Below are 13,955 nucleotides of genomic sequence, written 5' to 3'. Positions count from 1 at the left end.
TCAATATAGAAGTGAGTTGGAAATGAGCAACCCGTCCGTGCCGATCATTCGCCGCGAATGTATTGCTCCAGTTGTCTGATCAGGTCCGCCTGCTCGGCAATGGCTTCCTTGACCAGGTCACCGATGGATAACAGGCCGACCAGCTTGCCATCCTCCACCACCGGCAAATGCCGCAGGTGCTTATCGGTCATGATGCCCAGGCAAGTCTCGACGGTTTGGTGAGGATCGATGGTAATGACCGGCGAAACCATGATGTCACTGACTTTCGTGCCCACCGAGGAGCGGCCATGCAAGACCATTTTGCGTGCGTAGTCGCGCTCGCTGATGATGCCCAGCACTTCGTCGTTTTTTACCACCAGCAGGGCGCCGACGTTTTTTTCCGCCATGCGCATCAGCGCCTGCAGCACCATGTCGTCCGGTGAAATGGTATGCACTTGCTGGTTCTTCTCGTCTTTTATCTTGAGCAACTGCGCGACGGTTTTCATGGGTGGCCTCGGGTAGCGTTTTTGCGGGTGGTTCAAGAATCGTAGACCCAACGGCGCAGAGCAAGCGATAAAGCGGCAGTCAGCCGTCCAAAAGCGTCATGACCAATGAAAATTCACTGATTTGATGTTGCGCGCTGTTGTGGCTCTCTCGCCACAAAAGCAGTTCCAGAGCAGGTGAAGTCCTCAGGTCACAGGTAGAATGAGTGACACGTAAAATCTGAGGTTTCAGCGGTGGATCTACAGCAGGGCTTCGTCCTGACCCGGCATTGGCGCGATACCCCGGCGGGCACTGAAGTCGAGTTCTGGCTGGCCACCGACGCCGGCCCCCGCCGTGTGCGCCTGCCGGTGCAGCCGTCGGTGGCGTTCGTGCCGCAGGTCCAGCGTGGACAGGTCGAGGCGCTGCTGCAGGGCGAGAAGGATGTCGAGTTGCGTCCCCTGGAGCTGCTGGATTTCGAGCATCGCCCGGTGCTGGGGCTGTATTGCCGGCAACATGCGCAACTGATGCGCCTGGACACCACGTTGCGCCGCGCCGGCGTCGAGGTGTTCGAAGCTGACATCCGGCCGCCGGAGCGTTACCTGATGGAGCGCTTCATCACCGCGCCGGTCTGGTTCGGCGGCACGCCGGCCGCGGATGGCCTGCTGGTCGACGCCCAGATGAAACCGGCGCCTGAGTACCGTCCACCGTTGCGACTGGTGTCCCTGGACATCGAAACCACCGCCCAGGGTGATCTCTATTCCATCGCCCTGGAAGGTTGCGGCGAGCGCCAGGTGTATATGCTCGGGCCGCCCAACGGCGACGACAGCGCTGTGGATTTCCAGCTCGAATATTGCGAATCCCGCACGTTGCTGCTGAAGAAACTCAACGAATGGTTCGCTCGCTTCGACCCCGATGCGATCATCGGCTGGAACCTGGTGCAGTTCGATTTGCGCGTGCTGCATGAACACGCCCGCCGGCTGGCGGTGCCGCTGCGCCTGGGGCGTGGTGGCGAAGAAATGCAATGGCGTGAGCACGGCGCGCGCAACAACCATTTCTTCGCCTCGGCGGCCGGGCGGTTGATCATCGACGGGATCGAGTCCTTGCGTTCGGCTACTTGGAGCTTTCCCTCGTTCAGCCTGGAAAACGTCGCCCAGACGCTGCTCGGCGAAGGCAAGTCCATCGACAACCCCTACCAGCGCATGGACGAGATCAACCGCATGTTCGCCGAGGACAAGCCGGCCCTGGCTCGCTACAACCTCAAGGACTGCGAGTTGGTCACGCGGATCTTCGCCAAGACCGAGCTGCTCAAGTTCCTGCTGGAGCGGGCCAGCGTCACCGGCCTGCCGGCGGATCGCAGCGGGGGATCGGTGGCGGCGTTCACGCATTTGTACATGCCGCTGATGCACCGCCAGGGTTTCGTCGCGCCGAACCTCGGCCAGCGTCCGCCCGAGGCGAGCCCTGGCGGGTTTGTCATGGACTCCCAGCCGGGACTCTATGAGTCCGTGCTGGTGCTGGACTACAAGAGCCTGTACCCGTCGATCATCCGCACCTTTCTCATCGACCCGGTGGGCTTGATCGAAGGCCTGCGCCACCCGGACGATGACGAGTCGGTGCCGGGTTTTCGCGGGGCGCGGTTCTCCCGCACCCGCCACTGCCTGCCCGCCATCGTGGCGCGCGTCGCCGAAGGCCGGGAAACGGCCAAGCGCGAACACAACGCGCCGCTGTCCCAGGCGCTGAAAATCATCATGAACGCGTTTTACGGCGTGCTCGGCTCCAGCGGCTGTCGCTTCTTTGATACGCGCCTGGCGTCGTCCATCACCCTGCGCGGACACCAGATCATGCAGCGCACCCGGCAGTTGATCGAAGCCCAGGGACACGTGGTGATCTATGGCGATACCGACTCGACATTCGTCTGGTTGGGCCGGGCTCACGGCCAGGAAGAGGCCGCGCGGATCGGCCGGGACCTGGTGGCTTACGTCAACCAATGGTGGGGCGATCATGTGCGCGACGAGTATGGATTGCAGAGTGCGCTGGAGCTGCAGTTCGAAACCCATTTCAAGCGCTTCCTGATGCCCACGATTCGTGGCACGGAGGAGGGCAGCAAGAAGCGCTACGCCGGCCTGGTGACCCGTGCCGACGGCAGCGACGAAATTATCTACAAGGGCCTGGAAACCGTGCGCACCGACTGGTCGCCCCTGGCCCGGCAGTTCCAGCAGGAGCTGTACGGGCGGATCTTCCATCGCAAGCCCTATCAGGACTACGTGCGCAATTATGTACAGCAGACGCTGGCCGGGGCGTTCGATGATCGACTGGTCTACCGCAAGCGCCTGCGCCGTCCGCTGGATGACTACGAACGCAACGTTCCTCCCCACGTTCGGGCAGCGCGGCTCGCCGATGAGTTCAACGAGCGCCAGGGCCGTCCACGGCAGTATCAGAACGGTGGCTGGATCAGCTACGTGATCACCGTCGCCGGACCTGAACCACTGGAAACCCGTAGTGCGCCAATCGACTACGACCACTACGTGACCAAGCAACTGCAGCCATTGGCGGATGCGATCCTGCCGTTTGTGGACGATGATTTTTCAACGTTGATCGGGGGGCAGATGGGGTTGTTCTGATCGCCATTGCTGGCTGCAGGGATGCTTTTGTGGCGAGGGAGCTTGCTCCCGCTGGGCTGCGCAGCGGCCCCTTTTGCGATCGTTTCGCGATCGAGCGGGAGCAAGCTCCCTCGCCACGAGAGCTTCGATTGCGTCAGGACTAAACCATCGCCAACCGCTGCTTGCCCTGTGGCTGCGGGAACATCAGGTCCAACGCCGCCAAATCCTGGGGCTCAAGCTGCAGGTTCGCTGCTTCGACGTTCAGGCGCACATGTTCAGGTTGCACGGCCTTGGGGATGGCGATGACATTGTCCTGGCGCAAGAGCCAGGCCAGGGCGATCTGCGCCGGCGTCGCGCGGTGGCGCTCGGCGATCTGTTGCAGGGTGTGATCCTTCAGCAAATGTCCACCCTGGCCGACCGGGCAGTAAGCCATGACCGGCATGTGCTGCTGTTGGCACCAGGGCAGCAGGTCGAATTCGATACCGCGTTCTTGCAGGTTGTACAGCACTTGATTGGTGGCGCAGGCCGGCGAGGCCAACTCCTCTAGGTCAGCGACGTCAAAGTTCGACACGCCCCAGCGCCCGATCTTGCCTTCTTCGCGCAGGCGTTCAAACGCTTCGACGGTTTCTTCCAACGGGTACTGGCCGCGCCAGTGCAGCAGATACAGGTCGATGTAATCGGTGTCGAGCCGCCGTAGGCTGCGCTCGCAGGCCAACGGAATGCCTTTACGACTGGCGTTGTGCGGATAGACCTTACTCACCAGGAACACCTGGTCGCGCAGCCCGGTGATCGCTTCGCCAACGACGTGTTCGGCGCCGCCCTCGGCGTACATTTCCGCCGTATCAATCAGCGTCATGCCCAGTTCGATGCCCAAGCGCAGGGCGGCCACTTCCTTCTTGTGATGGGACGCCTCCTCACCCAGGCGCCAAGTGCCCTGGCCGATTACCGGTACCGAAACGCCGGCCAATTCCACAGTTCTCATGCACGTCTCCTGCTCTGCGGGTCGATAAAGCGTGTGGCAGCAGGATAGACCAGGTGTTCCCATCCTGATCGTTCCCGTGTAACGGGCGGGAACGATCAATCGTGGGGAAGTTACTCGGCCGAGAACTTCAGCACCATGGCCTGGGTGTAGGTCTGCCCCGGGTCAAGTCGCGTTGAAGGGAAGGCCGGCTGGTTGGGCGAGTCCGGGTAATGCTGGGTCTCGAGAGTGAACGCACCCCAGTGCGAATAGACCTTGCCTTGCTTGCCCTTGACCGTGCCATCGAGGAAGTTGCTGGTATAGAACTGCACGCCGGGTTCGCTGGTATAGAGCTGCAAGCGCCGTCCGGACTGCGGATCCTGGACATCGGCGGCGAGTTTGCTCACGTCACCCTTGGCGTCGAGCACCCAGTTGAAATCGAAGCCGCCCTGTTTCGGCTCGGCAAATTTGAGCTGAGGGTGATCGGCCTTGATATGCGTGCCAATGGCAGTGGGCTTGGTGAAGTCCATCGGCGTCCCGGCCACAGGCGCCAGCTCGCCAGTGGGGATGAGCTTGGCCGTCACCGGCGTATAACGGGACGCGTGCAGGGTCGCGACTTGCTTGAGGATGTCGCCGTTGCCCGCGCCAGCCAGGTTGAAATAGCTGTGGTTGGTCAGGTTCAGCACCGTCGGTTTGTCGGTGGTGGCCTTGTAGTCGATGCGCAGTTCGTTCTTGTCGTTGAGGCTGTAGGTAACGTCCGTCTTCAGGTTGCCGGGAAAACCCATTTCGCCGTCCGCCGATACATACGTCAGGGTCACGCCCACCGAATCCTTGTCATTGCTCGGCTCGGCTTTCCATACCCGTTTGTCGAACCCTTGAGGTCCGCCGTGCAAGGAGTTGTCCTTATCGTTCTGCGGTACTTGGTAACGCTTGCCGTCCAGCTCGAAGGCGCCGCCGGCCAGGCGATTGCCGAAGCGGCCGATGGTCGCGCCGAAATACACATTGCCGTTTTTCTGGTAGCCCTGAACATCGTCGAAGCCCAGCACGATGTCGGCGGTCATGCCGTTTTTGTCCGGCACGACCAGCGATTGCAGGATCCCGCCGTAGGTGATGACGGTAGCCTCCATGCCATGGCTGTTGCGCAGAATATATTTTTCAACCGCGGTGCCGTCGTTGGTCTTGCCGAACGCAACGCGTTCGTTGGTCAGGCCCGCGGCCTGGGATGAGGTGGCGATCATCAGAGAGACTCCGAGGGCCGTGAGCAGATATTTGGATTCAAGCATGGTGTGACCTTCCTTCCTGTTGTTTTGTTGTTGTTTTAACGCGGGTCGAGTCCGTTACTTGGTCGGACAGCGATGAAGGTTTTTCTGTTCAGTAGTCTTTCTATTTGAGGCTTGCGAAGGGATTTATAGCCATAAATACAGAATTATCAATTAAAAAGTAAGACTAATTGAGCGAGACGAGCCTGGCCCGAGCGTGAGATTTGCTGGCGACCACTGCACTTTTGGGACTTTTGCCGCTCTATCCATGGCCAGGAAGCGGCGACCCCCACCGTTTCCCCATGCCCAGACCGAGATTCAATGGCCGGTGTTTTCCCTTTCGAAATGGTATTGCCACGGCGCTGCGGCTTGCTGCTGGCAGGGCTTTTGTTGCTGCTCAGCGGCGGCTGCAGTCAGCAGCAGGGCCAGGACATGGTCAATCAGTTCAGCAACGCCCGGCCCCAGGAATTCTTGCAGACCAGTGTCGACCGCATGGCCACGCTCTCGATGCATGACAACCTGGAAAGTCTGTACCTGCTGATGCACAAGCTTTACCTGCGCAACCCTGAAGAGCTGCGTAAGTCGGGCTTCCTGGATGCGCGTATCGCCGTCAAGCAGGTGCGCCAGGCCATCGAGCAGCAACAACCTTTGCCAACCCTGGGCAACAAGAAGGATCTCGCCGCCCTGAGCTACGCCATGAGCCCGGAGTTTCTCGGCGATCGGGTCGGTGCGTTCATCTATGCCATCGGCAGCATGCTGGTGACGGCCCATGGCAATCGGCTCGAGTTCTATATGACCGATACCATTGACCCGCGCTTCGTCAGCAACGCGGCGCGCAATATCGAGAAAGCCACGTGGTTGCTGGGCCAACGACAGAACAAGGACGGCACGCCGATGTTGTTTTCCAATGAGATTTCGGAGGAGGGCAGTAACCTGAGCTTCGCCGTCGAGTTCGGGAAAATAGTCGCGCGGCTGGACCTGCTGACACAGATGCTCGACGAGCGCTACCGGCGCATAGGGCTCAATTACGCGCAGAGCTTGCTGTTCCTCAATTTCCTGCCGGTCCAGTAGTAATGGAATAAAGATAGATCACATCGATATAGGGAGTTATAAGAAAAATCGCTATGCTCGCGGCCAGATTTTTCACGCGGTCGCGCTGAGACGGGTTTGATGGATTTCGGTAATGTCGGTTTAGTCGTAGCGGGCCTGGTGGTCGGTTTCATCGTTGGAATGACCGGCGTGGGTGGCGGATCGCTGATGACCCCCATCCTGTTGTGGTTTGGTATCAACCCGGCGACGGCGGTGGGTACGGACCTGCTGTACGCGGCGATCACCAAGTCCGGCGGCGTCCTTGTCCATGCCAGAAATCGCAATATCGACTGGGCGATTACCGGTTGGCTGACCCTTGGCAGTGTGCCGGCGGTCGGGCTGACCCTGTGGTTTCTCAGCAGCCTGGACGGCTCGCCCGACGCGATGAACGCGGTCATCAAGCAAGCCTTGGGCTTTGTGCTGTTTGCCACCGCCCTGGCGATCCTGTTCAAGAAACGCCTGTTGCAATTCGCCCATGACCGCGCCGGCGGCCATTACAACCCCAGCGGTTCGCGGCTCAACGTACTCACCGTCATCACCGGCCTGGTGTTGGGCACGATGGTCGCGTTGACCTCCATCGGCGCTGGCGCCCTGGGCACCGTCGCGTTGTTTATCCTTTATCCGTTCCTCGTCACCAAGCGCCTGGTGGGCACCGAAATCGCCCACGCGGTGCCGCTGACCCTGGTCGCTGGCCTGGGCCATGCGAGCATGGGCAACATGGACTGGCACATCCTGGGCTTTCTGCTGATCGGTTCGTTGCCGGGCATCTACCTGGGCAGCCACTTGTCGGGACGCATTTCCGACGAACTCCTGCGCCCTTGCCTGGCGGTGATGTTGGCGCTGATCGGCGTCAAACTGGCGTTCTGATTTGCTCGGAGTCATGCGCAAGTCGCCATAGTCATACCTGTAAACCAGGTACTGATGAGGCCACGATCATGAACAGCCCAGCCAGAGATCTGCTGCAACGTCTACGCCGTCGTCGCGCCGAACCGCGCAGCGACATTGCCGACATCTTGCGTCATCACGCCGAGCCGCTGCCCGCCGAGGACAGCCCGGCCTTTGACCAGATGTTCGATCGCTTCGCCGACGCCAAAGTCGTACTGATCGGCGAAGCCAGCCACGGCACCCACGATTTCTACCGCACCCGCGCCGCCATCACCCGGCATCTGATCGAGCATCACGGCTTCGCCATAGTCGCCGTCGAGGCCGACTGGCCCGACGCCGGGCAAGTCGACCGTTGCGTCCGCGACCTGGGCCCCTCGGCCTGGAAACAGCAGGCCTTCGCCCGTTTCCCGAGCTGGATGTGGCGCAACAGCGATGTCCAGGCGTTCGTCCGTTGGTTGCGGGACTACAACCTCGGCCAGCCTGCCCCTCGACGCGTGGAGTTCCGCGGCCTGGACGTCTACAGCCTGCGGCATTCCATCGACGAGGTGCTCGATTACCTCGACAAGAGCCATCCACATCTGTCCCGTGACGCCCGACACCGTTATGGCTGCCTGACGCCGTGGCACGACGATCCGGCGTTGTACGGCCATTTCACTGAACGCGGCAACCTGGCGACGTGCGAGGACGCCGTGGTCGAGCAGCTCAACAGCTTGCTGGCCGAGCGCCTCGACCCGTTGATCAAGGATGACGAAGGATTCTTCAATGCCGTCCAGAATGCTCGTGTCGTGCGCGCCGCCGAGCAGTATTACCGAGCGATGTACCGCGGCGGCAAATCGTCCTGGAACCTGCGGGACAAGCATATGTTCGACACCTTGCAAAGCCTGTTGGAGCATCGTGGGCCGGATGCAAAAGCGGTGGTCTGGGCACATAACTCCCACATCGGCAATGCCGCCGCGACGCGCATGGGCTGGGAAGGGGAGTTCAACATTGGCCAACTGTGCCGCATGGCTTATGGTCGCGACGCGGTGTTGCTGGGCATGGGCACTGACCATGGCAGCGTGGCGGCGGCCGATGACTGGGACGCGCCGATGAAAATCAAGCCAGTCGTGCCAGCGCTGGCCGGCAGTTGGGAGCGGGAGTTTTTGCTGGCAGGCGTGGGCGCATCGCTGACCGACTGGCGAACCGCGCCCGACGAAGACTTGTTGGACGCGTTGTCGGAGCCGCTGCTTGAACGCGCCATCGGTGTGATCTACCGCCCTGAGACCGAACGCCAGAGCCACTATTTCGAGGCAGTGCTGGCCGAACAATTCGATGCCTGGCTCTGGTTCGAACAGACCGAAGCCGTCACGCCGTTAGCAGCGCCTCACCCGCAGGAAAACGAGGAGGACACTTTTCCGTTCGGCCTTTGAACGCCTTGTGTCACGGTTGCGCTATGGGTCCGGTCGCCTAAGCTTCAAGGCAGGCAGCTGCGTATCGGGCGACTCTCGCGGAACAATCGCCGCCATGTGCAATCAGTACAGCGTAAATATCAAAAGGAGAGGCGCATGCTTATTCGGTCGTTGACCTTCGCTACCCTGCTGGCCATCGCCGGCCCCCTGTTCGCCGCCGATGGCGATTCACCCCTGGTGGCGGAAGTCGGCAAGTCTCGCCCGCTGATCGTCATCGCGCCCAGCTCCGTCGACCCTGCGTGGGTCAACCTGAAGAAAGCCTTGGATGAGCCGGCGGGCAAGCAGGGTTTTTCCGAGCGCAACATGGTGCTCTACACCGTGCTCAACACTATCGGGCAGCGTGATGGCAAGGACCTTGATCCGCAGAGCACCATGGCGCTGATTCGCGCTCTCAAACTGGGGGCCGGTGCGCAGACCAAGATCATCCTCGTGGGCAAGGACGGGGAAAAGAAGCTTGAACATTCGGGTGCGATCGAATTGAAGGAGCTGTTCGACACCGTCGATAAACTCCCCGCAACGGAAAAAGAAGCGACCCCTCCGGCGCCCCCCCCCGCGCCGGAACCCGAGCCGGCCAAGGACGCGAAAGGTGCCAAGCCGGGCAAGGCAGCCAAGCCAGCGGCTGCGCCGAAACCGTTGGATGATTGATTTCTGATAGCGATGAGGTCCCTGTGGCGAGGGATCTCACTGCTCTTGCAACGCCATCAGAATCTGGTGCGCGGCCTTCACCCGTGCTTCGATCGGGTAGTTTTTATTCGCCAACAGCACAATCCCCATACCTTTCCCAGGGATGAAAGCCGCGTACGCACCGAAACCATTGGTGGACCCGGTCTTGTTGATCCAGGCACCGTCCGGCGCGGGCTGGGGTGGGTCGAGCGGATCGACTTTTTGCGGGGTCAGGGCCATCCCTGGCGTGTTGCCAGCGAGCAGGTTCTCCAGGGTGAACGGGGCGGGGTAGAACTCCCAGCCCAGTCCCTGGGTTATTGATCCGGCCTTGTAGAAACCTGTTTGTGTCGTGGCGATGGCTTGCTTGAGATCAGCGTCCAGCTGGTCAGGTTGCAGGTTGGCCTCGACGAAACGAATCAGGTCCGATGAGCTGGTCTTCACCCCGTAGGCCTCCGAATCCATCGCGCCGGGGCCGACCCGCACGGGCTTGCCATCCTTTGCGTAGCCTTGGGCATATCGGCCCAGTTGGTCCTGCGGCACCCGCACGTAGCTGTGCTTGAGGCCCAGCCCGGGCATCAACGTTTGTTCCATCACCTCGTCAAACGGTCGCCCCAGGCTGCGGGCCGCCAGATGGCCGAACAAGCCGATGCTCGGGTTCGAATACAGCCGCTGGGTGCCGACCGGGTAGAGCGGTTTCCAACTCTGGTAGTAACTGAACATCCGGTCGGGACGGTCGGCATCGTCGGGAAACTGCAACGGCAGGCCGCCCGGGGTGTAGGTGGCGAGGTCGAGCAGGCGGGTGTTTTCCACGGCACTGCCGCGCAGTTCGGGGGCGAAGCGGCCGGCGGGGTCCGTCAGGGACAGTTTGCCTTGGGCCTGGGCGTAGGCGCCAAGCGTCGCGGTGAAGACCTTGCTGATCGAGCCGACTTCGAACAGGGTCTGGTCAGTCACCGCTTTTTTCGTGTCCTTGGAAGCAACGCCATAGTTGAAGTACTGGCGTTGACCGTTGCGTGTGATCGCTACCGCCATGCCGGCGATGTCCTGTTGTTTCATCAAGGGCTGGATGACCGCGTTGACCCGGTCTTCAATACGCTCCTTGGCAAAGCTTGGGGTGGTTACGCAGACGAGGAAAAACGTCCCGGCGAGTAACGATTTGGCAATTTGCATCATGGACCGCTCTTGTTGGCCTTCCTTGAGGGGGGTCAATCTAGGACGTTTTCCGCTACGCGGCAATTGGTAGTGGTTGGGCAGGGGTTTGTTTGCGCCTGGTCTGACAGGACAGTGCGCATGCTCCTACAAAAAAGCTTAATGGCTCAAAATGACGGGCCTCAAGCGAAACCACACAAAGCGGCGGCCGCCGGGTAAACTCGCGGCTCTTTCCAAAGGAGTTCCCATGAGTTACTACCAGCCCGGCATTCTCGCCACCCCTGTTCCGCCTCAGGCTCGTCATCTGTTTTTTGCCCTGGAATCGGTCGAGGCACTGCCGGCTGCGCTCGACAAATTGCTCCTTCAATTGGACGGCCGCGCGGTGGTCGGCCTTGGCGAATCGCTGGTCCAGGCGCTGGGTGGCCAGGTCGAAGGCTTGCGGGCTTTTCCCGCGCTGGCCGGTCTCGGCGTCGACAACCCGTCGACCCAGCATGCGCTCTGGTGCTGGTTGCACGGCGAGGACCGGGGCGAGCTGCTGCACCGCAGTCGCGCCATCGAAGCGGCATTGGCGCCGGCGCTGCGCCTGGTGCAGATGAACGAAACCTTCCGCCACATGACCGGGCACGACCTGACCGGCTACGAAGATGGCACCGAAAACCCCCATGACGAAGCGGCCATCGCCGCCGCCCTCGCCCAGGGCAACGACGGGTTGCGCGGTGGCAGTTTTGCCGCGATCCAGCAGTGGCAACATGATCTGGATGGTTTCGCGGCGATGCAGCCCCATGAGCGGGACAACATCATGGGCCGTCGCCTGAGCGACAACGAAGAAATCGAAGACGCGCCGGAATCGGCCCACGTCAAGCGCACGGCCCAGGAAAGCTTCGCCCCGGAGGCCTTCGTCGTGCGCCGTTCCATGCCTTGGATCGAAGGTGATCGCGCTGGCCTGATGTTCCTCGCGTTCGGTTTCTCCCTCGACGCCTTCGAGGCGCAACTGCGCCGAATGAGCGGGCTGGAAGACGGTATCACCGACGGCCTGTACCGCATGAGCCGACCGATTACCGGCGGTTATTACTGGTGCCCGCCGCTGCTGGACGGTCGCCTGGACTTGCGCGCACTCGTTCGCTAGGGCGTGTGCCTCGGCCCGGTAAGCGGGCCGCGTTGTGCAAAAACACAGGCGAACGCTATTCTTGGGCCCGATGTGTTTGCGTGAAACGGAGAAGCAGCGTGGATAAAATCATCGTCATCACCGGCGGCGGTCGCGGGATCGGGGCGGCCACGGCGCTGTTGGCTGCCGACCTGGGCTATCGGATCTGCATCAATTACCAAGCCGACGAAAATGCGGCCCAGGATGTACTTGAACAGGTCCGGGCCAAAGGCGCGCAGGCTATCGCGGTACGGGCCGACGTGAGTATCGAGGATGAGGTGGTCGGCCTGTTCAACCGCGTAGACGCCGAGTTGGGGCGCGTCACCGCACTGGTGAACAACGCCGGTACGGTTGCGCACAAATCCCGACTCGATGAAATGTCCGAGTTCCGCATTCTCAAGATCCTGAAGACCAACGTGTTGGGGCCGATCTTGTGCGCCAAGCACGCAGTGCTGCGCATGTCGCCCCGGCATGGCGGGCAGGGCGGCAGCATCGTCAACGTCTCGTCAGTCGCCGCCCGCCTCGGCGCGCCGGCTGAATACGTGGACTACGCGGCCTCCAAGGGCGCGTTGGATACTTTCACGGTCGGACTCTCCAAGGAGGTGGCCGGCGAAGGCATTCGCGTCAACGCGGTCCGTCCTGGCTATATCTATACCGATTTCCACGCCCTCAGTGGCGACCCGGATCGCGTCAGCAAGCTGGAATCGGCGATTCCCATGGCACGGGGCGGACGCCCTGATGAAGTGGCCGAAGCGATTATCTGGCTACTGTCGGACAAGGCTTCGTATGCGACCGGGACGTTTGTGGACCTCGGCGGCGGGCGCTGAGCTGCTCAGCGCTGGCGATCGATTCAGAACGACCTGATGATCCGCCCCAACGTCTCCATGGCCTTTTCCGAAACGTCGGTCCAAGGGCCGCCATAATTCAGGCGAATGCAATTGCTGAAGCGCCGGGTCGCTGAAAAGATCGGTCCCGGCGCGATGCTGATGCCCTGCGCCAGGGCCATCTGGAACAGCTTCAGCGAATCGATCTGCTCCGGCAGTTCCAGCCACAGGAAATAGCCGCCCGCTGGCTGGCTCACGCGGGTCTGGGCCGGAAAATAGCGGGCAACGGCGGCGAGCATGGCGCTTTGCTGCTCCTCCAGGGCGTAGCGCAATTTGCGCAGGTGACGGTCGTAGCCACCGTGTTGCAGGTAGTCGGCAATGGCGGCCTGGGCTGGCATCGAGGCGCACAACGACGTCATGAGCTTGAGCCGTTCGATTTTCTGCGCATAGCGCCCGGCGGCGACCCAGCCGATGCGATAGCCCGGGGCCAGGCTCTTGGCGAACGAACCGCAATGCATCACCAGCCCTTCGGTGTCGAACGCCTTCGCCGGTTTGGGCGCCTGTTGGCCGTAATAGAGTTCGGCATAGACATCGTCTTCGATCAGCGGCACCTCATGACGACGCAGCAGCTCGACCAGCGCCTGCTTGCGCGCTTCGGGCATCGTCGCGCCAATGGGGTTCTGGAAACTGGTCATGCACCAGCAGGCCTTGATCGGATGGCGCGCCAAGGTCTGTTCCAGCACTTCAAGGTCGATGCCATCGCGCGGATGCACAGGGATTTCCACGGCCTTGAGCTTGAGCCGTTCCAGCACTTGCAGGCTGGCGTAGAACGCCGGCGCTTCGATCGCCACCAAATCGCCCGGTTCGGTCACGGCTTGCAGGCACAGGTTCAACGCCTCTAGCGCGCCGTTGGTGACCAACAATTCCTCCATCGGCAACATCAGCCCACCGACCATGTAGCGCAGGGCAATCTGGCGGCGCAGCTGAGGGTTGCCCGGTGACATGTCGGTGACCACCACGCTAGGATCCATGTCCCGCGTGGCGCTGGACAACGAGCGTGACAGGCGCTGCAGCGGAAACAGCAGTGGGCTGGGAAAGGCCGAGCCGAACGGTACGGTGGCGGGGTCCTTGATCGAGTCGAGCACTGAAAATACCAGTTCGCTGACATCGACTTCGGTGGACTCATGAACCGGGCTGCTGATCACCGGTTCGCAGAACGGGCTGGGCCCATGATTGTTGACGAAGTAGCCGGAGCGCGGCCGGGCGCGAATCAGGCCTCGGCGCTCCAGCAGGTAATAGGCCTGGAACACGGTGGACGGGCTGACGCCATAGGTCTGGCTGGCATAGCGTACCGACGGTATCCGCTGGCCGGGCCCGAGCATGCCGGAGTGGATCAGTTGCGCGATGTCGTCGGCGAATTGTTCGTAGCGTTTCATGGCGGGCCCGGTCTGGAGCGGCTTTCATTATGGGAGCGAGGCAT

12 protein-coding genes are annotated in these 13,955 nt (G+C 61.5%); 7 read left to right on the top strand and 5 right to left on the bottom strand.

The window, feature by feature from the left end; genetic code table 11:
- Positions 1 to 44 precede the first annotated feature (44 nt).
- Positions 45 to 485 carry a CBS domain-containing protein gene (locus HU806_RS02255; RefSeq protein WP_186609695.1) on the bottom strand — a complete coding sequence of 147 codons (441 nt, stop codon included), beginning with the start codon at positions 483 to 485 and terminating at the stop codon, positions 45 to 47.
- 231 nt (positions 486 to 716) lie between these two features.
- On the opposite strand from HU806_RS02255, the gene HU806_RS02250 reads away from it, so the two are divergent.
- Positions 717 to 3,080: a DNA polymerase II gene (locus HU806_RS02250; RefSeq protein ID WP_186609694.1), complete on the top strand. Its 2,364-nt coding sequence runs from the start codon at positions 717 to 719 to the stop codon at positions 3,078 to 3,080.
- A 139-nt stretch (positions 3,081 to 3,219) separates the two neighbouring features.
- Here HU806_RS02250 and HU806_RS02245 read toward each other — a convergent pair whose 3' ends face one another.
- Positions 3,220 to 4,041 carry an aldo/keto reductase gene (locus HU806_RS02245; RefSeq protein ID WP_186609693.1) on the bottom strand — a complete coding sequence of 274 codons (822 nt, stop codon included), beginning with the start codon at positions 4,039 to 4,041 and terminating at the stop codon, positions 3,220 to 3,222.
- 110 nt (positions 4,042 to 4,151) lie between these two features.
- On the bottom strand, positions 4,152 to 5,300 hold the full coding sequence (locus HU806_RS02240) for an aldose epimerase family protein (RefSeq protein ID WP_186609692.1): 1,149 nt from the start codon (positions 5,298 to 5,300) through the stop codon (positions 4,152 to 4,154).
- A gap of 297 nt (positions 5,301 to 5,597) precedes the next feature.
- On the opposite strand from HU806_RS02240, the gene HU806_RS02235 reads away from it, so the two are divergent.
- The 4 genes from HU806_RS02235 to HU806_RS02220 all read left to right on the top strand — a co-directional run bounded on the left by HU806_RS02235 (position 5,598) and on the right by HU806_RS02220 (position 9,343).
- Entirely contained in the window at positions 5,598 to 6,347 is a 750-nt protein-coding gene (locus HU806_RS02235; RefSeq protein WP_186609691.1) for a hypothetical protein, read from the top strand.
- Between the two features lie 99 nt (positions 6,348 to 6,446).
- A complete protein-coding gene (locus HU806_RS02230) occupies positions 6,447 to 7,232 on the top strand; it encodes a sulfite exporter TauE/SafE family protein (RefSeq protein WP_186609690.1) in 786 nt (261 codons plus the stop codon).
- Positions 7,233 to 7,300: 68 nt separating this feature from the next.
- Complete coding sequence (locus tag HU806_RS02225) at positions 7,301 to 8,659, top strand: erythromycin esterase family protein (protein ID WP_186609689.1); 1,359 nt, start codon at positions 7,301 to 7,303, stop codon at positions 8,657 to 8,659.
- Positions 8,660 to 8,794: 135 nt separating this feature from the next.
- Positions 8,795 to 9,343, top strand: a complete 549-nt coding sequence (locus HU806_RS02220; RefSeq protein WP_186609688.1) for a DUF4174 domain-containing protein — start codon at positions 8,795 to 8,797, stop codon at positions 9,341 to 9,343.
- A 36-nt stretch (positions 9,344 to 9,379) separates the two neighbouring features.
- Here HU806_RS02220 and ampC read toward each other — a convergent pair whose 3' ends face one another.
- Positions 9,380 to 10,528 (bottom strand): class C beta-lactamase, encoded by a 1,149-nt coding sequence (gene ampC, locus HU806_RS02215; RefSeq protein ID WP_186609938.1) that lies wholly within the window; start codon positions 10,526 to 10,528, stop codon positions 9,380 to 9,382.
- A gap of 226 nt (positions 10,529 to 10,754) precedes the next feature.
- Between ampC and HU806_RS02210 the strand changes: the two genes are divergently transcribed.
- Positions 10,755 to 11,633: a Dyp-type peroxidase gene (locus tag HU806_RS02210; protein ID WP_186609687.1), complete on the top strand. Its 879-nt coding sequence runs from the start codon at positions 10,755 to 10,757 to the stop codon at positions 11,631 to 11,633.
- Between the two features lie 98 nt (positions 11,634 to 11,731).
- Positions 11,732 to 12,478: an SDR family oxidoreductase gene (locus HU806_RS02205; protein ID WP_186609686.1), complete on the top strand. Its 747-nt coding sequence runs from the start codon at positions 11,732 to 11,734 to the stop codon at positions 12,476 to 12,478.
- A 23-nt stretch (positions 12,479 to 12,501) separates the two neighbouring features.
- Here HU806_RS02205 and mapR read toward each other — a convergent pair whose 3' ends face one another.
- On the bottom strand, positions 12,502 to 13,911 hold the full coding sequence (gene mapR, locus HU806_RS02200) for a GntR family transcriptional regulator MpaR (protein ID WP_186609685.1): 1,410 nt from the start codon (positions 13,909 to 13,911) through the stop codon (positions 12,502 to 12,504).
- Positions 13,912 to 13,955 lie beyond the last annotated feature (44 nt).

Source organism: Pseudomonas sp. SWRI154, assembly GCF_014268645.1.
Taxonomy (GTDB): domain Bacteria; phylum Pseudomonadota; class Gammaproteobacteria; order Pseudomonadales; family Pseudomonadaceae; genus Aquipseudomonas; species Aquipseudomonas marvdashtae.
This window is presented reverse-complemented; position numbering and strand designations above follow the sequence as displayed.

Excerpts from the sequence above, each read along its gene's own strand:
- HU806_RS02225 (WP_186609689.1), top strand. The coding sequence starts at position 7,301 with ATGAACAGCCCAGCCAGAGATCTGCTGCAACGTCTACGCCGTCGTCGC.
- HU806_RS02210 (WP_186609687.1), top strand. The coding sequence starts at position 10,755 with ATGAGTTACTACCAGCCCGGCATTCTCGCCACCCCTGTTCCGCCTCAG.
- HU806_RS02240 (WP_186609692.1), bottom strand. The coding sequence starts at position 5,300 with ATGCTTGAATCCAAATATCTGCTCACGGCCCTCGGAGTCTCTCTGATG.
- mapR (WP_186609685.1), bottom strand. The coding sequence starts at position 13,911 with ATGAAACGCTACGAACAATTCGCCGACGACATCGCGCAACTGATCCAC.
- ampC (WP_186609938.1), bottom strand. The coding sequence starts at position 10,528 with ATGCAAATTGCCAAATCGTTACTCGCCGGGACGTTTTTCCTCGTCTGC.
- HU806_RS02235 (WP_186609691.1), top strand. The coding sequence starts at position 5,598 with ATGGCCGGTGTTTTCCCTTTCGAAATGGTATTGCCACGGCGCTGCGGC.
- HU806_RS02220 (WP_186609688.1), top strand. The coding sequence starts at position 8,795 with ATGCTTATTCGGTCGTTGACCTTCGCTACCCTGCTGGCCATCGCCGGC.
- HU806_RS02230 (WP_186609690.1), top strand. The coding sequence starts at position 6,447 with ATGGATTTCGGTAATGTCGGTTTAGTCGTAGCGGGCCTGGTGGTCGGT.
- HU806_RS02255 (WP_186609695.1), bottom strand. The coding sequence starts at position 485 with ATGAAAACCGTCGCGCAGTTGCTCAAGATAAAAGACGAGAAGAACCAG.
- HU806_RS02245 (WP_186609693.1), bottom strand. The coding sequence starts at position 4,041 with ATGAGAACTGTGGAATTGGCCGGCGTTTCGGTACCGGTAATCGGCCAG.